The following is a 20,841-nucleotide window of genomic DNA, read 5'->3' on the forward strand; positions in this document are numbered from 1 at the left end:
GGTTTTGCGGCAATCGATCTTAAGTCAGATCAACGTCTTTATGACCAAAGAACCAGGTAATAATAAAACCGCTAATATAAGAGATCAGTACGCCCGCCGCGTAAATCCCCATGCCCGCATAAATACCCTGTGCGGAGGTCATCAGCGGCAGCGATACCAGACCGGACGGACCGAACACGGTGTTAAGGCCAATCGGCAGGCCGAACCATGCCACCAGCCCGATAAAGAAGCCGCCGCAGGCGCCGCCAAGACAGGCGGTGACAAAAGGCTTCACGCGCGGTAGCGTTACGGCGTAAATCAGCGGTTCGCCAACGCCCAACAGGCCCGGAATAATCGCGCCTTTAACCTGGTTACGGGTCATGGAATGCTTAGCCGAACGGAAGTAAAGCGCAAGCGCCGCGCCAACCTGTCCGCCACCGGCCATGGCCAGAATCGGGAACAGCGAATTGAAGCCCTGCACATCCATCAACGCAAAATAGACCGGGATAAAGCCCTGGTGAACGCCAAAGACCACCGCAATCAGGAACAGGCCCGCGAGGATAGCGCAGCCAAACGGGTTTCCGTTCAGGTGCAGAAACAGCCAGGACATGCCTTTAAACAGCTCGCCACCGAAAGGCATAATCAGCGTAAAGGTCAGCGCCCCGGCGATCAGCAGCGTCAGCAGCGAGGTGACGATCATATCCAGGTTATCCGGAACGATCTTACGGATCTGGCGCTCAATCCACGCGCCCAGAATAGACGCAATCAGCACGCCGATGATATTGCCGCGCGGGTCAATGCCCATACCGAAGAAGTTATCGATACCGGAGAAATAACCCACCGTCGCTTCCGGGTTGTAACCCAGCAGGAACAAAGAGGCGATAATGGCACCGTTTACGCCCGAGCCGCCAAAGGCTTTCTGCGCGTTATAGCCAATCAGGACAGGCAGGAAGGTAAAGAGGCCTTTGCCGAAAATCTTCATGTAACCAACGATATGCACGATGGTGGCATTTTTTTCGGCGGCCTCCGCCAGCAGGCCTTGTTCAATTAAGGTAGCAAAGCCCAGCAGCATCCCCGCGGCGATAAAGCCCGGGATCAGCGGCGTAAAGATGGTGGCAAATTTAGCAAGGAACTGGTGTACCACGCTGGTTTGCTTCGCCTTCATCTTCTGTCTGGTATCACTGGCAACTGAACCCACGCTCGCTTGCTCAGCGGCAGAATCAGGCCCGCCGGCCAGCATGGCGTTCATCATTTCCGCAGCGGTTTGAGCTTTACCCGGCCCGAGGATAATTTGCAGTTGTTCGTCGCTGTTGATAACGCCCAGCACGCCAGCCAGTGCCTTAAGTTTGTCATGCTCGATCAATTGATCGTTGTTAAGCGTCAGACGCAGGCGAGTCATACAGTGCCCGCAGGTCTGGATATTACTTTTATTGCCCACCAGTTGCAGAATGGTGGCAATTAATTGTTCTGTGATCTTCGCCATTGCTAAATCTCCGTATTGGCCAGGGCCTTGCGAATAAATCCGTTATTTTTATTTAACAGCGCTTTTGCCTGCGGCGCTTCAAGCCCGGTCAGCACCATAACAATGGCCGTTTTGCAGTGGCCTTCGCAGGCTTCGAGCGCCTGTGCCGCGGTTTGCCCATCGCAATCGGTCGCCTGCATAACGATGTTTTTCTGGCGCTGCACCAGCTTCAGATTGGTCGCTTCCACATCCACCATCAGGTTGCCGTAAACTTTCCCGCTGCGGATCATCGCCCCGGTGGTCAGCATGTTCAGCACCAGCTTTTGCGCCGTGCCCGCTTTCATACGCGAAGAGCCCGTCACCACTTCCGCCCCAACGACCGGCATAATGGCGATGCTGGCAATTTGCGTGATTTCACTGCCCGCGTTACAGGTCAGCGCAACGGTGGTCGCGCCCAGGCTGTTGGCATAGTTCAGCGCCGCCACGACGTAAGGCGTACGGCCGCTGGCGGCAATCCCAACCAGCACGTCATTGGCGTTGAACCGGAGGTTTTTCAGATCCTCAACGCCCATCGTCAGGCTGTCTTCCGCATTTTCGACCGCCTGTAAAATGGCCTGATGGCCGCCTGCAATCAGCGCAACCACCTGTTCACGCGGCGTACCGTAGGTTGGCGGGCATTCACTGGCGTCAAGGATACCCAGACGGCCGGAGGTGCCGGCGCCGCAGTAAATTAAGCGTCCACCCTTCTGAAAAGCAGCAACGATGGCATCGACAGCCTGAGTAATAGCCGGGATCGCCTTCTCAACCGCCAGGGCTACCTTCTGGTCCTCTTTATTAATAACTCTCAGCATCTCTTCTGTAGAGAGCATGTCGATATTTTCGCTTTGAGTATTACGGCCTTCGGTAGTCAGGGCAGATAAATCGATTTTCATCATTGTCTCGCTATTCGTTGATGCCGGTTGGCAACATTACAGTTCCAGCGCCCAGCGCAAAAAAGCTTTGCGTTGAGTCGCATCTAATTTCAAAAATTCATTCTGGATCTGGTTTAAAGACGCGCCATGTCCGTTCGGTGCATCGTCTCCGGCCCGTGGAGAGACTGAAGTTCCGGGTAAATACTGGCTGTAATCCGTCAGTAAAGTGCTTTGCGGCAGCGTCAGAGGCTGGCTTTTTAATTCAATCGCCGGGCCATGAATATTCCTGAGCGCAAAGTGAGGATCTTTAGCAGCCTTACGCGTTTCATTTTCCGTACGCGGCCTCGCCGTGGTCAGAATAATCTCCCCGGTGAGCGGCGCATCAAAGGTCAGCAGCCAGGCATCGGAGGTAATACGGCCCTGGCTTTCGTTTGCGGAGCCGGGATTGGTCGGCGCATCAAAGCGCACAATCATTGCCTGTTCGCCGGCCCCAAGCGTTATCGACTTCGCCAGGGGATTGATCTGCGCATCGCGTGCCGCCAGGACATTCACATTTTCCCCCATTTTCAGCGTGGCGGCCACGCCGAGGCCGGAAAACGTAAGCAACAGCAGAGTTATCATAGTTCTGAACATCGAATACTCCTTTTGCGGCCGGAACAGTTGCCCTGCTCCGGCCAGCCAGCTTTATCAGAATTCGTAGCGAAGCCCGGTATGCCAGAAGCTCTCTGAAGCAGAGCTTCCGCCGAATGAAACGCTGCGGCCGGTCATAACGTTTTTGCCGTCGTGTCCGTTACGCAAAATATAAGCCGTGTAGATTGAGCTACGCGGGGTCAGCTTATATTGCGCCTCGAAAGTGGTATCACGCAGCACCAGCTCATCGCCGCCGTCATTATTGAGATAACGGTAACCGGTTCGTATCGCCCAGTCGCTGTTGACGTTATAAACGGCGGTGAACTCCCAGTTTTTATCTTTGCTGTCCGCCAGCCCGTGGGTATAGGCCACCGCGTCCTGCGAGTAGAGCAAACCAAGCATCAGTGAACCGAGGTAGTAACGCGTACCTGCGCCACCATAAGTAAAGGTGTCTGCTCCATTGGTGCGGCCGTTATCGCTCTGCTTCGCACGGGTTTTCTGGAAAGCAACAACCGGAGCCAGTTTCCCCGCATCGCCCATATCCAGCGTGTAACGCATCGCGGCGTTATAGCCGTAATCCAGATCGGAGGTGTTATTACCGATGATATACGCGGTAGAAAAATCAAAATTACCGAACGTGTTCTGGTACTGCACCGTGCCGTCCTGGCGGAATACCTGTACGGCTGTCGGGTCGATGTGCCTTGCCTGACGGCCGGTTGAAACGTCCGAGCTCGCGAACACATCGCCAATATCGGTAAACATAATCAGCCCGGAGGAAACGCGTCCGCCGGTAATTTTTCCGTATTCGGACATATCCAGACCTGCCCAGACATAGCGCGCGGTCAGGCTGTCGTTTTTACCTTCAACGTTGTTGGCGTACTCAGCAGAGTTGACCTGATACTGAGCAAGGCCGATAACCGAAACGGTATCATTCACCACCTGACGCCCGCTCAATCCGAAGCGGCCATCAAAATCGCCCTGGATATCGCCGGTTTTTTTATCGGAGATGTTAAACCCTAAACGCCCGTACAGCTCCACGGCAGATCCGTGTTTATCTTTATAAATTTCAGCGGCTTGTGTAGTAAAACTCGCCATCATGGCAAGGAGAGAAACGGTAAAAACCTTTATTTTCATTATCGTCATTCCATTAGCGAATAAATTATAGAGTGGTCTGGCGCCGGATGGAATAATTAATGATCAAAATTTAATTTAAAAGGAATATTTTATTCTTTGGCAAGTAAATGTGAGCTAACGCATACTTTTTGTGCGGTTAATTTAAGCTTATAAAAACAGATTTGTAGCGAGGATTGTTGCTTTTCAGGCCAGAGAAGGTAACGATCGCGCAGGATTTTTTTGAGAGGAAACTCTGGCGCTGTAACGCCAAAAATTGATTGCGAACCTGGCGCGCTTTACTCCCGGCGAACGCAAAATTGCGGATTTCATTATCAACGGTCCCGACGCTTTGAAAGAGCTCTCTTCACAACAGCGTGCGCAAACGCTTGCCGTCGGGGCGGGCCATTTCCTTCTCCGGCCAGCGCAAAGAAATGCTGCTGGCAGCAGAGATAGCCAAATCCAGAGGCGCAGTTGCGATCGCGATAATTTCCCTGCGGGACAGCGGCCTCAGAAAGCTGGCCGCTCACACGCTCAACACGGTTTCGGATGAACAGCGCTGTCGCAGTTTCTCCATTTCATCGCGCACGGGGCAATTGTGCGTAATCGCTCTGCTGTTTATGGGCCTGCTTCAGCTTAACGAAAGCGAAGGCATGAAGATGATAGAACAGAGCCGCAAGCTGGTTGATAAGCTATCCTGACTGCGCCCTTGTCTTCGCAAAATGACTCAAATTTCCTGAGGAACCACATGATTATTCAAAGTATTTCCCCTGCCGAAGCCAGAGCGCTGCTTGCACAAGGCGCGGCGCTGATTGATATCCGTGAGCGGGATGAATATGCACGCGAGAATATCCCTGAGGCGCATCTCCTGTCGCTTTCTGCGATTGAACATGGCGACCGGCTTGGCCCATTCGAACCGTACGATACGGTGATTTTTTATTGTCAGTCGGGCACGCGCTCGTCGCAAAACGCGCAGAAACTGGCAGAGGCCGTCGCCCCGGCAAAAATCCTGCTGCTGGAAGGTGGGCTGAACGCGTGGAAAAAAGAGGGACAGGAAATCCTTGCCGATAAATCACAGCCGCTGCCGCTGATGCGCCAGGTGCAGATAGCGGCGGGTACGCTGGTACTGGCCGGTGTCGTGCTGGGATATGCCATTAATCCCGCGTTCTTTTTGCTTTCCGGGTTTGTGGGTGCGGGCCTGCTGTTTGCGGGTATCAGCGGATTTTGCGGTATGGCTCGTCTGTTGGCCGTCATGCCGTGGAATCGTCGCTAACAGTCATACATTTCCGTCCAGTTATAGTTGGTGAAGGCAAGCCGGACAGCAGAGGAAACTTTACCGTAATTGTCCGCCTGATGCGCCATGAAATACTCTCTGAACCGGGCGGGCAGAAAGTCCGCCTGGTAACGCAATATCGTGCTGTGCCAGAACGGCGGCGGCAAAGGTATATCGCCGTGCCGTTCGCGCAGTTTATCGCGCCAGGGAGAATCAAGCAGCTGCCGGACGAACGCCTCTTTTGCCTCATAGCTTTTCACGTCCGGCGTTCCGGCAATCAGCAGTTGATTAGGCAACGCAACCAGCCGCAGGTTGTTAATGGTTACCGTCTGGTTTTTTACCTGTCTGGCGAAGATAGCCAAAAGATAAGGATCGGTGTCGGCAATATCCGCACGCTGGTAAACCGGCATGGTGATGGCAAAAAAGGTAAAATGCAGCCCCGATAAAGGCATGACATCGGCCAGCGGATCGTGCTGAGCGAGTTCGCTTATCTCATATAATAAATCGCGTAGCGGCGCAGTGAGCGGAGGCTTAATGCCGCTGGTAATAGCAAGCTTATGCTGGTCGTAAAACGCCTGCTGCATGACTTCCCCGCAATCGGGGTGCATTGTCCATTTCGCAAGGGTATCCTCGCTCGTCATGGAATAAAGCTTTTGTAACTTATTGGGATTAAACATACTGCCTCCTTTCCTTTACCTTATATCAGAGACGGCTTTATCGCCTGGGCAGTCTGATCTATGGTTAAAGATACCGGCTGTCAGCCGCGCTGGCTGGCAGTTTACTACCTGACTTTTAAGAGGCTGGATATGTTTAAAGTGGGCGATCTTGTTCAACCCAAAAAGGGTGGACCTAAGCTTGAGGTGCTTGACGTGCAGGGAGATGAGGTGATTTGTACACCGGCCAATATTCTCAGCGGCGAGAAGGTCACGCTAAAGGTATCAGAAGTAACGCTGTATGAAGAAGACGGTGATTTCGGCGTTTGCTAATGGTTCAGACGGGCGTTGTCGCCCGTCTGAAAGTAATAAAATATGCCCTTTCCCTGTCGTCGCCAGTTCTCAATAACCGGGCATAGCGGTATATAACGCGCTAATCAATAGCCTTTTTCGTAACCCGCCAAAAAACATTTAACAGCGACCTCAGCGTTAACTTCTTTAAAAAAGTCCACCACCGCTTCTTTATCAAGGTTGTAACGGCGCGTCAGAATACCTGCTTCCCAGGCAGCACGCTGGCGATCGCCGGTTTGCTCAGAAATGCGGTGGGTGAACCCCAACACGAAGCCGCGTTTATAGTCGGAGCAGAACCGCGTCACTTTGGTGACACTGTCGGCTTCACGAGCCTTAAGCCCCGCCATCAACCCCTTGCCAAAATGGTTTTCCATTTGCCTGCCCTCGCCTGAATAATCGCTATATAAAATAGTATATAACGATAGTTTAAACGCCGGATAGCACAAAAAACGGCACGCAGATTAACCCTATGATATTAAAGTTAAAAAATAGAAAAAGGCGACAAAATCAGGAAATAGTGGCGGATAACTGACCTTTAGCAGATTTTATTGACAAAACGCCAGTAAATAAAAATTTTACGCTAATTGCTCAATTCAATGTAGCGATATAATCTACTACCAATAAATAACACAATCCTTATCACTGCGAATAGCGCCAAAAACTGGTGCTTACAGCTAATATATTCCCGGAGTCAGAATAATGTTTTCTCCTGAGTCGCGCCTGCGCCACGCTGCAGCGGATACTTTTGCGATGGTGGTTTATTGCTCGGTAGTGAACATGATGATTGAGATCTTTCTCTCCAGTATGAGTTTTGACCAGTCGCTCTCATCGCGCCTTGTCGCTATCCCGGTGAACATTCTCATCGCATGGCCATACGGCATATATCGTGATGCTTTCATGCGCCTCGCCAGACGCCACAGCAATGCAAGCTGGGCCAGGAACCTGGCGGACGTGCTGGCTTATGTCAGCTTTCAGTCACCGGTCTACGTGGCGATCCTGCTGGTGGTCGGCGCCGACTGGCATCAGATTATCGCAGCCGTGAGTTCAAATATCGTTGTGTCGATGATGATGGGTGCCGCTTACGGTTATTTTCTGGACTATTGCCGCCGCCTGTTTCGTCTTAGCGGCTACCGGAACGCGAAAGCCGGAGCGTAAGCGGTGTGACTGGCGCTGCGCCAGTCCTGAAGATTAATGCTCGCCAAATAACCCTGATAAGTAGCGCTCCAGCGCGATGCGTGAGCTAAAGCCGTGCGGGATGCCGTAATGCTGGTGCGTTTCCCCGGCAAGATAAAGCGGAAACTGCTGATAGTGATCGCAAGTTTTAACATCCGACGCGGGCTCGGCTAGTGACTGGCTGCGTTCTTTCAGCGTCGGATGAATAACCAGCGCCGTACGCCCCATACGCGCTTCACGGTTAACATACACATAGTTTTCACCGCGGCGATAGCCATAGGCTTTAGGGGTCACTTCATCCATGGTAAAACCGGCTTTTTCAAGTACGCGGGCCACCTCGTCAGGTCTTAAATACATAATTTTTCCTCGTCATCTTTTTAGCCACTGCACCATACATTAACCAGCATTAGCAGGGCTTTCAGATTAGTCCATAAAGACGGTGAAAGACCGTGACCTGACTCATTACTAAAAATTCTGGTCTACACTAAAAGTCACATCGCAAATAGGGAGAGACACATGCTTAATCGACCAAATCGAAACGAAGTTAATGAAGGCGTTGACGATATTAACCACGACGTGAGCCAGCTGGCGGACACGCTGGAAGAGGTTCTTAAGTCTTTCGGTAGCGATGTTAAAGAGGAAGGTGAAGCGGCGCGTAAAAAAGCTGAGTCTCTTCTGAAAGAGACCCGGGCCCGCATTCAGGGCCGTGGCCGTGTGAAACAAGCTGCCTGTGACATGGTAAGCTGTGCGGATACTTACGTTCGCGACAAGCCATGGCACAGCGTTGGAATCGGCGCTGCCGTCGGTCTTTTCCTCGGTGCTCTCCTGACTTCACGCCGCTAGGACTCATCTGTACATACTAAAACAGAGAGTGATAGCTGATACTGAATACACGTAAAACCCCGGCCCCTGCTCCGGGGTTTTTACGTTATTGCCTGCCGTAATCGTTTTGCATAGTGCTGCGCCATCTACAGCGAGCCTACGTTCGTAAAACTCATGAGAATTCCCCCCTCGCCTTTTGAGGTCATTCGCCAGTCGCTTAATGCCTGAACGGCAAGACCAGACGCACGGGCGACCAGAGCACGATCGTCACCCTTCATGCGCATCACCAGCTGAATGCCTGCTTTCTGCGGCACCACGTCAAACCCTTCGCCCTGGAGCGCCGTTTCCAGCCAGGCAATCAGTATGCGGAGGTAATTTTTGTGGTGAATTGAGCTGACGTTTATTCACTCTAAGTAACACCTTCAAATTTATCCGGAGCCGGTAAACAACTTGCCAATCGCCACTCGGCCCTCGCCAGGCTGCTTCCTCACCGCCACGCTATTCATGCGTAGATTGCTTATCTAAAAATACTATATCTTGTATGGTTGATAATTTTATCTCCCACATCTAGTATTCATATTCTCAACCACAGAGAGAATAAGAATCATGCGCATTACCATATACACTCGTAACGACTGCGTGCAGTGCCATGCCACGAAGCGCGCTATCGAAAGCCGCGGCCTTACTTTCGATCTGATTAACCTCGATTTACACCCTGAAGCAGCGGACGATTTGCGCGCCCAGGGCTACCGCCAGCTACCGGTGGTAATGACCGAGCAGGAAAGCTGGAGCGGCTTCCGCCCGGACATGATTAACCGGCTACGCGTCCAGGCCAGCGCATGAGTAATCTCGTCTACTTCTCGAGCGCGTCGGAAAATACTCTGCGTTTTGTTGAACGCCTTGGATTACCCGCCCTGCGTATTCCGCTGGACGTTAAACAGCGGCTGGAAGTGACGGAACCCTACATTTTGATGGTGCCGAGTTACGGCGGCGGCGGTATTGCAGGCGCGGTGCCCGCCCAGGTGATTCGGTTTTTAAACAACCCTGCTAACCGGGCGCTGCTGCGCGGCGTGATTGCCAGCGGTAATCGTAACTTCGGAGAAGGGTTTTGTCGGGCGGGCGACATCATCGCCCAAAAATGCCAGGTGCCCTATCTCTACCGTTTTGAGCTGCTCGGCACCGAACAAGACATTGAGAACGTGCGTAAGGGAGTAAGCGAATTTTGGCAACGACAGAAACAATCCGCGTGACGGCGACAGACGGTGCGGACTATCACGCGCTAAACGCCATGCTGAATCTCTATGATTCAGAAGGCCGCATTCAGTTTGAAAAAGACGAACTGGCGGTGGAAAAATTTCACCAGCAGCATGTGCTGCCCCGCACGCGACCGTTTGCCAGCCAGCATGCGCGTCTTACCTGGCTGGTTGCGGAAGGCTATTACGATGAGCATGTGCTCACGCGTTACGATCGCGGATTTGTCGTCGCTTTGTTTGAAAAAGCGCATAACAGCGGTTTCCGCTTCAAAACCTTTCTCGGCGCATGGAAGTTTTACACCAGCTACACGCTGAAATCTTACGACGGCAAAGAGTACCTTGAGCATTTCGAAGACAGAATAACCATGGTAGCGCTGACGCTGGCGCAGGGTGACGAGAAGCTGGCATATCGCCTGGTGGAAGAGATGCTCAGCGGCCGCTTCCAGCCCGCCACGCCGACTTTTCTGAACTGTGGAAAACAGCAGCGCGGGGAGCTGGTCTCCTGCTTCCTGCTACGCATTGAAGACAATATGGAGTCGATCGGGCGCGCGGTGAATTCTGCGCTTCAGCTTTCCAAACGCGGCGGCGGCGTGGCATTCCTGCTCTCTAACCTGCGTGAGGCGGGCGCGCCAATCAAGCGCATCGAAAACCAGTCATCCGGCGTTATCCCGATTATGAAAATGCTGGAAGATGCGTTTTCCTACGCCAACCAGCTTGGCGCGCGTCAGGGCGCCGGGGCCGTTTATCTCCATGCTCACCACCCGGATATCTTCCGTTTTCTTGATACTAAGCGAGAAAACGCCGACGAGAAGATCCGCATCAAAACGCTTTCGCTTGGGGTAGTCATCCCGGATATCACTTTCCAGCTGGCAAAAGATAATCAGCCGATGGCGCTCTTCTCGCCTTACGATGTGGAACGTATTTACGGTAAGCCGTTTGGCGATATCGCCGTTAGCGAGCTTTATGAAGAGATGGTGGCGGACGAGCGCATTCGTAAAACGTTTATCAACGCCCGTGATTTCTTCCAGCGTCTGGCTGAGATCCAGTTTGAATCCGGCTATCCGTACATCATGTTTGAAGATACGGTAAACCGCGCCAACCCGATTGCCGGGCGCATTAATATGAGCAACCTGTGCTCGGAAATTTTGCAGGTTAACAGCGCCTCGACCTACGACGAGAACCTTGACTATGCGCAGATCGGCAAAGATATCTCCTGTAATCTCGGCTCGCTGAATATTGCCCATACCATGGATTCACCAGACTTCGGTCGCACCGTGGAAACCGCGATTCGCGGGCTGACGGCGGTTTCAGATATGAGCCATATCCGCTCGGTGCCCTCCATTGCAGCGGGGAATACCGCCTCTCATGCCATTGGGCTTGGGCAGATGAACCTGCACGGCTATCTGGCGCGCGAGGGAATCGCCTACGGCTCGCCGGAAGGGCTGGATTTCACCAATATTTATTTCTACACCATTACCTGGCATGCGGTGCGCGCTTCAAATTTGCTGGCGCGGGAACGCAAACAGCGTTTTGCAGGGTTCGAAAATTCACGCTATGCCAGCGGGGAATATTTTAATCAGTACGTGCAGGAAAGCTGGGAGCCAAAAACTGCGAAAGTGCGCGAACTGTTTGCCAGAGCGGGCATTGCCATTCCGACGCGCGAACAGTGGCAGCAGTTGCGTGACGATGTAATGGCGTTCGGCCTGTACAACCAGAACCTGCAGGCGATTCCGCCGACCGGCTCGATTTCCTATATCAACCACGCCACGTCGAGCATTCACCCTATCGTCTCGCGTATTGAGATCCGCAAAGAAGGCAAAACCGGGCGCGTTTATTATCCCGCACCGTTTATGACCAACGACAACCTGGCGTTTTACCAGGACGCCTACGATATCGGCCCGGAAAAAATTATCGATACCTACGCCGAAGCCACACGCCATGTGGATCAGGGGCTTTCCCTGACGCTATTTTTCCGCGATACCGCCACGACGCGCGACATCAACAAAGCGCAGATTTATGCCTGGAAGAAAGGTATCAAAACCCTTTACTACATTCGCCTGCGGCAGATGGCGCTGGAAGGCACGGAGGTGCAGGGCTGCGTGTCCTGCGCTTTATAAGGAGCAAACATGACACAGTTAACCCGCATCAGCGCCATCAACTGGAATAAAATTGAGGATGAGAAAGATCTCGAAGTCTGGAACCGGCTGACCAGTAATTTCTGGCTACCGGAGAAGATACCGCTGTCTAACGATATTCCCGCGTGGCAGTCGCTTGCACACGATGAGCAGCAGCTTACCATCCGCGTGTTTACCGGGCTGACGTTGCTGGATACCATCCAGAACAATATTGGCGCTCCGGTGCTGATGGCGGATGCCGTCACGCCGCACGAAGAAGCCGTCATGTCGAATATCAGCTTTATGGAGGCGGTTCACGCTCGTTCTTATAGCTCGATTTTCTCAACGCTTTGCCAGACCAAAGATGTGGATGCGGCCTACGCCTGGAGTGAGGAAAACGAGCCGTTGCAGCGCAAGGCGCAGACGATCCTCGCCCATTACCATGCGCACGATCCGCTGAAGAAAAAGATTGCCAGCGTGTTTCTGGAATCTTTCCTCTTTTATTCAGGCTTTTATTTGCCGATGTACTGGTCAAGCCGCGGCAAATTAACCAACACCGCCGATCTGATTCGCCTGATTATTCGGGACGAAGCGGTTCACGGTTATTACATCGGCTATAAATTCCAGAAGGCGCTGGCGCAACAAAGTTCGCAGCGGCAAAGCGAGCTGCAAGACTTCGCGCTGGATTTGCTGATGGATCTCTACGATAACGAAGTAGCCTACAGCGAAGCGCTGTACGACGGCGTAGGCTGGGTTGAAGAGGTGAAAGCTTTCCTGTGTTATAACGCCAACAAGGCGCTAATGAACCTCGGTTACAACGCGCTCTTCCCGGCAGAGATGGCGGAGGTTAACCCGGCGATTCTGGCCGCGCTTTCTCCCAACGCCGATGAAAACCACGATTTTTTCTCAGGCTCGGGATCGTCGTATGTGATGGGCAAAGCGGTCGAAACGCAGGACGAAGACTGGGATTTCTGATTTATAAATCAACTGCGGGTGGATATCGCCAAATGCTTATCCGCCCGCCAATTTATTCATTCCGCCCTTCCTCAATATATGAATACTCGTTCTGTCTGAATATCACCCTATTCACACAGAATTATCCACTGCTGACAAAAAATATCGCTTTCATCTGATTTGCTCGCAGCCCCCGGTATCACGGGAAATTTCAGCCGCACGCGCAATGCGGATATTTGTTATGCCGCTAATTGAGGGTTGTCTCAGATTCTGAGTATGTTAGGGTATATCCAGGTGATTATTTCCATCAGGAATTGTATATATAAATTAAATATGGGATTAACTTTATTGCATGGCAATTAAATTAGAAGTAAAGAATTTATATAAAGTATTTGGTGAGCATCCACAACGCGCATTCAAATATATAGAAAAAGGTTTATCAAAAGCTGAGATATTAGAAAAAACAGGGCTGTCGCTTGGCGTGAAAGACGCCAGTCTGGCCATTGAAGAAGGCGAGATCTTCGTCATCATGGGGTTATCGGGTTCCGGTAAATCCACCATGGTTCGCCTTCTCAATCGCCTGATTGAACCAACCCGCGGACAGGTACTGATTGACGGCGTAGACATCGCCAAAATATCAGACGTTGAACTCCGTGAGGTACGCAAAAATAAGATCTCGATGGTCTTCCAGTCCTTTGCTTTGATGCCGCATATGAACGTGTTAAATAACACGGCGTTTGGTATGGAATTAGCTGGCATGCCGGTGGCTGAACGTCAGGAAAAAGCGCTTGACGCCCTGCGTCAGGTTGGGCTGGAAAATTATGCCCATGCTTATCCCGATGAACTCTCAGGCGGTATGCGTCAGCGCGTTGGTTTAGCCCGCGCGCTGGCCATCAATCCAGATATATTACTGATGGATGAAGCTTTCTCAGCCCTCGATCCATTAATTCGTACTGAAATGCAGGACGAATTAGTTAAATTACAGGCTAAGCACCAGCGCACCATCGTATTTATTTCTCACGATCTGGATGAAGCGATGCGTATTGGCGACAGAATCGCCATTATGCAGGGTGGTGAAGTGGTGCAGGTCGGCACTCCGGATGAAATCCTTAATAATCCGGCGAATGACTACGTGCGCACCTTCTTCCGCGGCGTGGATATCAGCCAGGTATTTAGCGCAAAAGATATCGCCCGCCGCAGCCCGACGGGCCTGTTGCGCAAAATTCCCGGCTTTGGTCCGCGTTCCGCCCTGAAACTGTTGCAGGATGATGACCGCGAATATGGCTATGTCATTGAGCGCGGACAGAAGTTTCTCGGCATCGTCTCAACCGATTCACTGAAAGCCGCGCTGGCCGAGGGCCAGGGTTTAGACAGCGCGTTTCTGGATTCCCCGGCGGCGGTCTCCGCCGATACGTCACTGAGCGACTTGCTCACCCATGTAGGCCAGGCACCGTGCGCGGTACCGGTAGTGGGTGAAGAAAATCAGTACGTGGGCATCATCTCAAAAGGGGTGTTGCTGCAGGCATTAGACCGTGAGGGGGCAACCAATGAGTGATTCATCAAATCCGTGGGATACCGGTAGCGTGGCTGCCGATACAACAACTAATCAGGCCGCATCCAGTGCAGATGCATGGGGCAGCCAGGCCACCACAACGCCAGATGCGAGTAGCGGTGCCGACTGGCTAACCTCCGCTCCAGCGGCGCAGCCTGAACATTTTAATATTCTCGATCCGTTCCATAAAACGCTGATCCCGCTCGACAGCTGGGTAACGCACGGCATCGACTGGGTAGTCACCCATTTCCGTCCGCTGTTCCAGGGCATTCGCGTGCCGGTGGATTATATCCTGAGCGGCTTCCAGCAGCTGCTGCTGGGGATGCCCGCGCCGGTTGCCATCATCGTGTTTGCGCTGATTGCCTGGCAGATGTCCAGCCTCGGCATGGGTATCGCGACGCTGGTTTCCCTGGTGGCGATTGGCGCAATCGGCGCCTGGTCGCAGGCGATGGTGACGCTGGCGCTGGTACTGACGGCGCTGCTGTTCTGTATGATTATCGGGCTACCGCTCGGCATATGGCTTGCCAGAAGTGAACGTGCCGCGAAGTTCATCCGTCCGCTGCTGGATGCGATGCAGACTACGCCGGCGTTCGTTTATCTGGTGCCGATCGTCATGCTGTTTGGTATCGGTAACGTGCCGGGCGTGGTGGTGACTATTATCTTCGCCCTGCCGCCTATTGTGCGTCTGACTATCCTCGGCATTAAACAGGTGCCGGCAGATCTGGTCGAGGCCGCCCGCTCGTTCGGCGCCAGCCCGCGTCAGATGTTGTTCAAAGTACAGTTACCGCTGGCCATGCCAACCATTATGGCAGGTGTAAACCAGACGCTGATGCTTGCCCTCTCGATGGTAGTTATCGCTTCAATGATAGCCGTTGGTGGGCTTGGCCAGATGGTGCTGCGCGGCATTGGCCGTCTTGATATGGGCCTTGCTACCGTCGGCGGCGTGGGGATTGTTATCCTCGCCATTATTCTCGACCGACTGACACAGTCCATTGGCCGCGATTCACGCAGCCGTGGCAACCGCCGCTGGTATACCACCGGCCCACTGGGTCTGCTGACCCGCCCCTTCAGTAAAGCGGATAAGCGCTAGCGCCATCCACCATCTCAATACTCTCCGGCGGGTAGCACTACGCTTACCCGCCCTACGACAAAAAAGGAATAACGATGCGACACACAGCTATTTTAGCCACGGCCCTTGCCACACTCGTTACCACCAGCGCCTTCGCGGCTGACCTGCCGGGTAAAGGCATTACCGTTAAGCCTGCGCAAAGCACCATCTCAGAAGAGACGTTCCAGACGTTAATCGTCAGCCGCGGGCTTGAAAAACTGGGCTATACGGTCAATAAGCCAAGCGAAGTTGATTACAACGTGGCCTATACTTCAATCGCCTCTGGCGATACCACTTTTATCGCCACCAACTGGAAGCCGCTGCATGACGATATGTATGCCGCAGCAGGCGGCGACAAAAAGTTTTATCGTGAAGGTACTTATGTAGAGGGTGCTGCTCAGGGCTACCTCATCGATAAGAAAACCGCCGAGCAGTATAAAATCACCAATATCGAGCAGTTAAAAGATCCAAAGATCGCCAAACTTTTTGATACCAACGGCGACGGCAAAGCAGACCTGACCGGCTGTACTCCAGGCTGGGGCTGCGAGGCGGTTATCAATCATCAGATTGACGCGTATGGCCTGAGCAAAACCGTGGTGCATAACCAGGGTAATTACTCCGCGATGATCGCCGATACCATTACCCGTCACAAAGAAGGCAAGCCAATCCTGTACTACACCTGGACGCCGTACTGGGTGAGCGATGTAATGGTTCCGGGTAAAGATGTGGTGTGGCTGCAGGTGCCGTTCTCATCCATGCCGGGCGAGCAGAAAGGCATCGACACCAAACTGCCAAACGGCGCCAACTATGGCTTCCCGGTGAACACTATGCACATCGTGGCGAACAAAGCCTGGGCGCAGAAAAATCCACAGGCGGCAAAACTTTTCAGCCTGATGAAGCTGCCGCTGGCGGATATCAACGCCGAGAACGCGATGATGCATAACGGTCACGCTTCTGAAGCCGATATTCAGGGTCACGTTGACGGCTGGATCAAAGCTCACCAGGCGCAGTTCGACGGCTGGGTAAAAGAGGCTCTGGCAGCTAAATAACCTCTCGCTTTTCGCCTGTCCCTCTTCTTCTCAGGAAGAGGGACATCGATCTTTCCCCCGCCGCACAATCTGACGCCTGTCCTTATAAATTTTCGTTATTATTCCCGCTTCCCCACCACTTGCAGAAGATAACAATGAAAAATTCCGCACATGGACTGAGCGCCACGCTGATTGTCCTGATGTCCGTGGCGACCGGGCTTGCGGTTGCCAGTAACTACTACGCGCAACCCCTGCTTGCTACCATCGCCAACGCTTTCTCCCTGTCCATCAATCAGGCCGGTTTTATTGTTACCGCCGCGCAGCTCGGCTATGCGGCAGGGTTGCTGCTGTTGGTCCCGCTGGGCGATATGTTTGAGCGCCGGGGGCTAATCGTCTTTATGACTTTGCTGGCCGCGGGCGGCATGCTGATCACCGCCACCAGTCAGACTTTGGGAATGATGATCCTCGGCACCGCGTTAACCGGCTTGTTCTCCGTTGTAGCGCAGATTCTGGTGCCGCTCGCCGCTCATCTTGCCGAGCCGGAAAAACGCGGTAAGGTCGTTGGCACTATTATGAGCGGCCTTTTACTGGGTATTTTGCTGGCGCGTACCGTGGCTGGCCTGCTGGCAGACATGGGTGGCTGGCGCACCGTTTACTGGGTTGCGAGCGTGCTGATGATGTTGATGGCGCTGGCGCTGTGGCGCGGCCTGCCCACGGTGAAACAGGAAAGCCATCTCAATTATCCGCAGCTTCTTGGCTCTGTCTTCAGCCTCTTTATTAAAAACGGTCTGCTGCGCACCCGCGCTTTGCTGGGTTGTCTGACCTTTGCTAACTTCAGCATCCTGTGGACCTCAATGGCATTTTTACTGGCCTCGCCGCCGTTTAACTTCTCTGAAGGGATTATTGGTCTGTTCGGGCTGGCTGGCGCTGCGGGGGCGTTAGGCGCGCGCCCTGCGGGAGGTTTCGTTGACAAAGGCAAGGCGCATCTCACCACAACGGTGGGCCTGGCGCTGCTTCTGCTGTCGTGGATTGCCACGGCGCTGGGGCAGTTCTCGGTTATCGCGCTGATTATCGGCATTCTGGTGCTGGATCTCACGGTACAGGGCGTACATATCACCAATCAGGCCGTGATTTATCGCATGATGCCGGAAGCCCGTAATCGCCTGACCGCCGGGTATATGACCAGCTATTTTATCGGCGGCGCGGCTGGGTCGTTGATTTCGGCAAGCGCCTATCAGCACGCCGGGTGGAATGGGGTCTGTCTCGCGGGTGCCATTATGGCCCTACTAAATCTGGTGGTGTGGTGGCGTGGTTATCACCGCCAGACGGAGTGCCGGTAAACCTTTATAACCTCTGTGGGCATTTGGGGGTGTTAAGGCCAGGGACAGTCTGTTAAGGTTGTTCCTGATTATTAATTCGAGTGACATTAACGCTGGTTATTTATAAATAATTAATATGGACAGTCCCGCAATAATTTCTGGTGAGAATCAACCCGTTGAAGCAACCTGGCTTGAAGGACTGAAAGACAGTTTACCCATCGTCATCAGCTATATTCCCGTCGCCTTTGCCTTCGGTCTCAATGCTACCAGGCTTGGATTCACTCCGCTCGAAAGCCTGTTTTTCTCCTGTATTATTTACGCCGGCGCCAGCCAGTTTGTGATAACCGCGCTGCTCGCGGCGGGAAGCTCCCTTTGGGTTGCAGCGCTCACCGTTATGGCAATGGATGTGCGCCACGTGCTTTATGGCCCTTCCCTGCGTAGCCGCATCACAAAAACGCTCAGTAAACCAAAAACCGCCGTTTGGGCCTTTGGCCTGACGGACGAAGTGTTCGCCGCTGCCACCGCGAAGCTGGTAAGAGATAACCGCCGCTGGAGCGAAAACTGGATGATCGGCATCGCCTTCTGCTCCTGGTCCTCCTGGGTGCTTGGTACAGCTCTGGGTTCGTGGTCCGGCAACGGTTTGCTTGATGACCTCCCGGCGGTGGAAGCCGCGCTGAGCTTTATGCTGCCCGCGCTGTTTCTCAGTTTCCTGCTCGCCTCATTCCAGCGTCAGCAATCCTGGATCGTGGCTGCGGCGCTTGCAGGTGCTCTGCTGGGCGTCACCCTGGTGTCGATTCCGGCAGCTATTTTAGCGGGCATTGTCTGCGGCTGCCTGGCGGCCCTGGCACAATCGCTCTGTCACAAGGAGGCGTGATGCATACGCAAGTGCTGCTGCTCGGCCTGCTGGTCGGTTTAGCTAACTATTTATTCCGCTATTTACCGCTACGTTTGCGGGCGAACGCCCCTCTTGCGACAAAACGCGGTGCAACCAGCGTGCTGCTGGATAGCATTGGCATCGCGTCTATTTGCGCCCTGCTGGTGGTATCAAGCGCGCCGGAAATCATGCAGGACAGCAAACGTGCGCTACCGACGCTTGTCGGCTTTGCCATCCTTGGCATGAGCTTTTATAAAACCCGCAGCATTATCATTCCGACGCTGCTTAGCGCTCTGGGTTATGGATTAGCCTGGAAATTTATGATGGTGATGTAAGCCAGATGAATTAAAGCGTCTGAATAATACATTTACTTTATTTGTCACCATCGTTACTATATCGGCTGCAACTAATGAGGTTATGCCAAAATGGATAGTTCGTTTACGCCCATTGAACAAATGCTAAAATTTCGCGCCAAGCGCCATCAGGATTTTCCCTATCAGGAAATTCTGCTGACCCGTCTGTGTATGCATATGCAGGGGAAGCTGCTGGAAAATCGCAATAAGATGCTGAAAGCTCAGGGGATTAACGAGACGTTATTTATGGCGTTAATTACTCTTGAGTCTCAGGAAGACCATAGCATTCAGCCGTCCGAACTGAGCTGTGCCCTGGGTTCGTCACGCACCAACGCGACCCGCATCGCCGATGAACTGGAAAAACGCGGCTGGATTGAACGCCGCGAAAGCGACAACGATCGCCGCTGTCTGCATCTGCAACTGACCGATAAAGGTCACGAGTTCCTGCGTCAGGTCTTGCCGCCACAGCATAATTGCCTGCATGAGCTGTGGTCTTCCCTCAGCGGTACTGAAAAAGAGCAGCTGGAAGCCATTACCCGTAAGCTGCTCACCCGCCTTGATAAAATGGATGTAGATCAGTCAGTACCTGAAGCCGTGCGCTAAGTACCGCCTTCACGCCGATTCACCTGTCTCATAAAAAATGGCAACTTAGAGGCCAGCAACTCACCTTGCTGGCCTCTAAGATCTAACAGGTCGGCCCTTTAGCCGATCACAATAATAAAAAAATAAAGTGTGGAGATAAGCATGAGCGCACATGCGGAGACTCAAAACCCGCAGCAGCCGGTAAACAAGAAAGGTAAACGTAAAGGTGCCCTTCTGCTGTTGACCCTGCTGTTTGTAATTATTGCTGTGGCGTACGGGATTTATTGGTTTTTGGTATTGCGGCACTACGAAAATACGGACGATGCGTATGTGGCGGGGAATCAGGTACAGATTATGTCCCAGGTTTCAGGCAGCGTAACTAAGGTCTGGGCCGATAATACCGACTTCGTCAAAGAGGGTGACGTGCTGGTAACGCTCGACCAGGCTGACGCTGAACAGGCGTTTGATAAAGCACAGACCGTGCTGGCATCAAGCGTGCGTCAGACGCGCCAGCAGATTTTCAACGGCAAGCAGTATCAGGCCACTATCGAACTGAAAAAGACCGCACTGGCACAGGCGCAAAGCGACCTGAACCGCCGTGTGCCTCTGGGCAGCGCGAACCTGATTGGCCGTGAAGAGCTGCAGCACGCTCGCGATACCGTGGCGTCCGCGCAGGCTGACCTTAACGTTGCCATCGAGCAATACAACGCGAACCAGGCGATGATTCTGGGCAGCAAGCTTGAAGACCAGCCGGCTGTGAAACAGGCCGCTGCCGATTTACGTAACGCCTGGATGGCGCTGCAACGTACTAAAATCGTCAGCCCGATGACCGGCTACGTTTCTCGCCGCGCCGTACAGGTTGGCGCGCAAATCAGCCCCACAACGCCGCTAATGGCTATCGTGCCGGCCAGCGGCTTATGGGTGGATGCAAACTTCAAAGAGACGCAGCTTGCGCATATGCGTATCGGCCAGCCAGCCACCGTGGTCAGTGATATTTATGGCGACAAAGTAGAATACACCGGCAAAGTGGTCGGTCTGGATATGGGGACCGGCAGCGCCTTCTCTTTACTGCCTGCCCAGAACGCCACCGGTAACTGGATCAAAGTGGTTCAGCGCCTGCCGGTACGTGTCGAGCTGGACGCAAAACAGCTTGAACAGCATCCGCTGCGCATCGGCCTCTCTACTTTAGTCACCGTCGACACCTCAAACCGCGACGGCAGCGTGCTGGCAAGCCAGGCTCGTACTTCTCCGGCTTATGAAAGTAACGCGCGTGAGCTGAAGCTGGAACCGGTTAACGAACTGATTAAGCAGATAATCCAGGCAAATGCGGGTTAATAAAG

24 protein-coding genes and 1 pseudogene are annotated in these 20,841 nt (G+C 53.2%); 17 read left to right on the plus strand and 8 right to left on the minus strand.

Annotated features, from left to right (window positions below; genetic code table 11):
- Window positions 1-19 precede the first annotated feature (19 nt).
- Genes murP through E2L00_RS13485 form a run of 4 tightly spaced genes read right to left on the minus strand, consistent with a single transcriptional unit; the run spans window position 20 to window position 4,116 of the window.
- Complete coding sequence (gene murP, locus E2L00_RS13470) at window positions 20-1,462, minus strand: PTS N-acetylmuramic acid transporter subunit IIBC (RefSeq protein ID WP_167612468.1); 1,443 nt, start codon at window positions 1,460-1,462, stop codon at window positions 20-22.
- A 2-nt stretch (window positions 1,463-1,464) separates the two neighbouring features.
- Window positions 1,465-2,373, minus strand: a complete 909-nt coding sequence (murQ, locus tag E2L00_RS13475) for an N-acetylmuramic acid 6-phosphate etherase (protein ID WP_167612836.1) — start codon at window positions 2,371-2,373, stop codon at window positions 1,465-1,467.
- 36 nt (window positions 2,374-2,409) lie between these two features.
- Window positions 2,410-2,985 (minus strand): DUF2057 family protein, encoded by a 576-nt coding sequence (locus tag E2L00_RS13480; protein ID WP_167612470.1) that lies wholly within the window; start codon window positions 2,983-2,985, stop codon window positions 2,410-2,412.
- A gap of 54 nt (window positions 2,986-3,039) precedes the next feature.
- The gene (locus E2L00_RS13485) at window positions 3,040-4,116 is read right to left on the minus strand and encodes a porin (protein WP_167612472.1); all 1,077 of its coding nucleotides are present in this window, start codon (window positions 4,114-4,116) and stop codon (window positions 3,040-3,042) included.
- A 353-nt stretch (window positions 4,117-4,469) separates the two neighbouring features.
- On the opposite strand from E2L00_RS13485, the gene E2L00_RS13490 reads away from it, so the two are divergent.
- Window positions 4,470-4,793 (plus strand): SIS domain-containing protein, encoded by a 324-nt coding sequence (locus E2L00_RS13490; RefSeq protein ID WP_167612474.1) that lies wholly within the window; start codon window positions 4,470-4,472, stop codon window positions 4,791-4,793.
- A 47-nt stretch (window positions 4,794-4,840) separates the two neighbouring features.
- Window positions 4,841-5,365 carry a rhodanese family protein gene (locus tag E2L00_RS13495; protein WP_167612475.1) on the plus strand — a complete coding sequence of 175 codons (525 nt, stop codon included), beginning with the start codon at window positions 4,841-4,843 and terminating at the stop codon, window positions 5,363-5,365.
- Here E2L00_RS13495 and E2L00_RS13500 read toward each other — a convergent pair.
- Window positions 5,362-6,042: a hypothetical protein gene (locus E2L00_RS13500; protein WP_167612476.1), complete on the minus strand. Its 681-nt coding sequence runs from the start codon at window positions 6,040-6,042 to the stop codon at window positions 5,362-5,364. The two genes, E2L00_RS13495 and E2L00_RS13500, sit on opposite strands and share 4 nt — an antisense overlap.
- A 129-nt stretch (window positions 6,043-6,171) precedes the next feature.
- Here E2L00_RS13500 and E2L00_RS13505 point away from each other — a divergent pair, with 129 nt between their 5' ends.
- Window positions 6,172-6,351, plus strand: coding sequence for a YodC family protein (locus tag E2L00_RS13505; protein WP_167612838.1), 180 nt, complete (start codon window positions 6,172-6,174; stop codon window positions 6,349-6,351).
- Window positions 6,352-6,455: 104 nt separating this feature from the next.
- Here the strand turns inward: E2L00_RS13505 and E2L00_RS13510 are convergent, their stop codons facing one another.
- Entirely contained in the window at window positions 6,456-6,743 is a 288-nt protein-coding gene (locus E2L00_RS13510; protein WP_167612478.1) for a DUF2623 family protein, read from the minus strand.
- Between the two features lie 325 nt (window positions 6,744-7,068).
- On the opposite strand from E2L00_RS13510, the gene alaE reads away from it, so the two are divergent.
- Window positions 7,069-7,524 (plus strand): L-alanine exporter AlaE, encoded by a 456-nt coding sequence (alaE, locus tag E2L00_RS13515; RefSeq protein ID WP_167612480.1) that lies wholly within the window; start codon window positions 7,069-7,071, stop codon window positions 7,522-7,524.
- A gap of 33 nt (window positions 7,525-7,557) precedes the next feature.
- Here the strand turns inward: alaE and E2L00_RS13520 are convergent, their stop codons facing one another.
- Window positions 7,558-7,899: a DUF2002 family protein gene (locus tag E2L00_RS13520; protein WP_167612482.1), complete on the minus strand. Its 342-nt coding sequence runs from the start codon at window positions 7,897-7,899 to the stop codon at window positions 7,558-7,560.
- Window positions 7,900-8,058: 159 nt separating this feature from the next.
- Between E2L00_RS13520 and E2L00_RS13525 the strand changes: the two genes are divergently transcribed.
- Window positions 8,059-8,385 carry an ElaB/YgaM/YqjD family protein gene (locus E2L00_RS13525; RefSeq protein ID WP_167612484.1) on the plus strand — a complete coding sequence of 109 codons (327 nt, stop codon included), beginning with the start codon at window positions 8,059-8,061 and terminating at the stop codon, window positions 8,383-8,385.
- Between the two features lie 125 nt (window positions 8,386-8,510).
- Here the strand turns inward: E2L00_RS13525 and E2L00_RS13530 are convergent.
- A pseudogene (locus E2L00_RS13530) lies at window positions 8,511-8,717 on the minus strand (MocR-like pyridoxine biosynthesis transcription factor PdxR); the annotation flags it as partial.
- Window positions 8,718-8,970: 253 nt separating this feature from the next.
- On the opposite strand from E2L00_RS13530, the gene nrdH reads away from it, so the two are divergent.
- The 12 genes from nrdH to emrA all read left to right on the plus strand — a co-directional run bounded on the left by nrdH (window position 8,971) and on the right by emrA (window position 20,836).
- Window positions 8,971-9,207: a glutaredoxin-like protein NrdH gene (gene nrdH / locus E2L00_RS13535; protein WP_167612486.1), complete on the plus strand. Its 237-nt coding sequence runs from the start codon at window positions 8,971-8,973 to the stop codon at window positions 9,205-9,207.
- The gene (gene nrdI, locus E2L00_RS13540) at window positions 9,204-9,614 is read left to right on the plus strand and encodes a class Ib ribonucleoside-diphosphate reductase assembly flavoprotein NrdI (RefSeq protein WP_167612488.1); all 411 of its coding nucleotides are present in this window, start codon (window positions 9,204-9,206) and stop codon (window positions 9,612-9,614) included. Before nrdH ends, nrdI begins: the two co-directional genes overlap by 4 nt.
- Window positions 9,587-11,734 (plus strand): class 1b ribonucleoside-diphosphate reductase subunit alpha, encoded by a 2,148-nt coding sequence (gene nrdE / locus E2L00_RS13545; RefSeq protein ID WP_201279429.1) that lies wholly within the window; start codon window positions 9,587-9,589, stop codon window positions 11,732-11,734. Before nrdI ends, nrdE begins: the two co-directional genes overlap by 28 nt.
- Before the next feature lie 9 nt (window positions 11,735-11,743).
- On the plus strand, window positions 11,744-12,706 hold the full coding sequence (nrdF, locus tag E2L00_RS13550; RefSeq protein ID WP_167612490.1) for a class 1b ribonucleoside-diphosphate reductase subunit beta: 963 nt from the start codon (window positions 11,744-11,746) through the stop codon (window positions 12,704-12,706).
- A 331-nt stretch (window positions 12,707-13,037) separates the two neighbouring features.
- Window positions 13,038-14,240, plus strand: a complete 1,203-nt coding sequence (gene proV / locus E2L00_RS13555) for a glycine betaine/L-proline ABC transporter ATP-binding protein ProV (RefSeq protein WP_167612492.1) — start codon at window positions 13,038-13,040, stop codon at window positions 14,238-14,240.
- Window positions 14,233-15,327 carry a glycine betaine/L-proline ABC transporter permease ProW gene (proW, locus tag E2L00_RS13560; RefSeq protein WP_167612494.1) on the plus strand — a complete coding sequence of 365 codons (1,095 nt, stop codon included), beginning with the start codon at window positions 14,233-14,235 and terminating at the stop codon, window positions 15,325-15,327. Before proV ends, proW begins: the two co-directional genes overlap by 8 nt.
- A gap of 74 nt (window positions 15,328-15,401) precedes the next feature.
- Window positions 15,402-16,394: a glycine betaine/L-proline ABC transporter substrate-binding protein ProX gene (proX, locus tag E2L00_RS13565; protein ID WP_167612496.1), complete on the plus strand. Its 993-nt coding sequence runs from the start codon at window positions 15,402-15,404 to the stop codon at window positions 16,392-16,394.
- Between the two features lie 134 nt (window positions 16,395-16,528).
- Window positions 16,529-17,713: an MFS transporter gene (locus E2L00_RS13570; RefSeq protein WP_167612498.1), complete on the plus strand. Its 1,185-nt coding sequence runs from the start codon at window positions 16,529-16,531 to the stop codon at window positions 17,711-17,713.
- Window positions 17,714-17,828: 115 nt separating this feature from the next.
- Window positions 17,829-18,566 carry an AzlC family ABC transporter permease gene (locus E2L00_RS13575; RefSeq protein ID WP_167612500.1) on the plus strand — a complete coding sequence of 246 codons (738 nt, stop codon included), beginning with the start codon at window positions 17,829-17,831 and terminating at the stop codon, window positions 18,564-18,566.
- Entirely contained in the window at window positions 18,566-18,901 is a 336-nt protein-coding gene (gene ygaH / locus E2L00_RS13580) for an L-valine transporter subunit YgaH (RefSeq protein ID WP_167612502.1), read from the plus strand. The genes E2L00_RS13575 and ygaH overlap by 1 nt, the downstream gene beginning before the upstream one ends.
- Before the next feature lie 90 nt (window positions 18,902-18,991).
- Window positions 18,992-19,522, plus strand: coding sequence for a transcriptional repressor MprA (mprA, locus tag E2L00_RS13585; protein WP_167612504.1), 531 nt, complete (start codon window positions 18,992-18,994; stop codon window positions 19,520-19,522).
- Between the two features lie 141 nt (window positions 19,523-19,663).
- Window positions 19,664-20,836: a multidrug efflux MFS transporter periplasmic adaptor subunit EmrA gene (gene emrA, locus E2L00_RS13590; protein ID WP_167612506.1), complete on the plus strand. Its 1,173-nt coding sequence runs from the start codon at window positions 19,664-19,666 to the stop codon at window positions 20,834-20,836.
- Window positions 20,837-20,841: the final 5 nt, after the last annotated feature.

The organism is Cedecea colo (assembly GCF_011808225.1).
Lineage (GTDB): Bacteria > Pseudomonadota > Gammaproteobacteria > Enterobacterales > Enterobacteriaceae > Dryocola > Dryocola colo.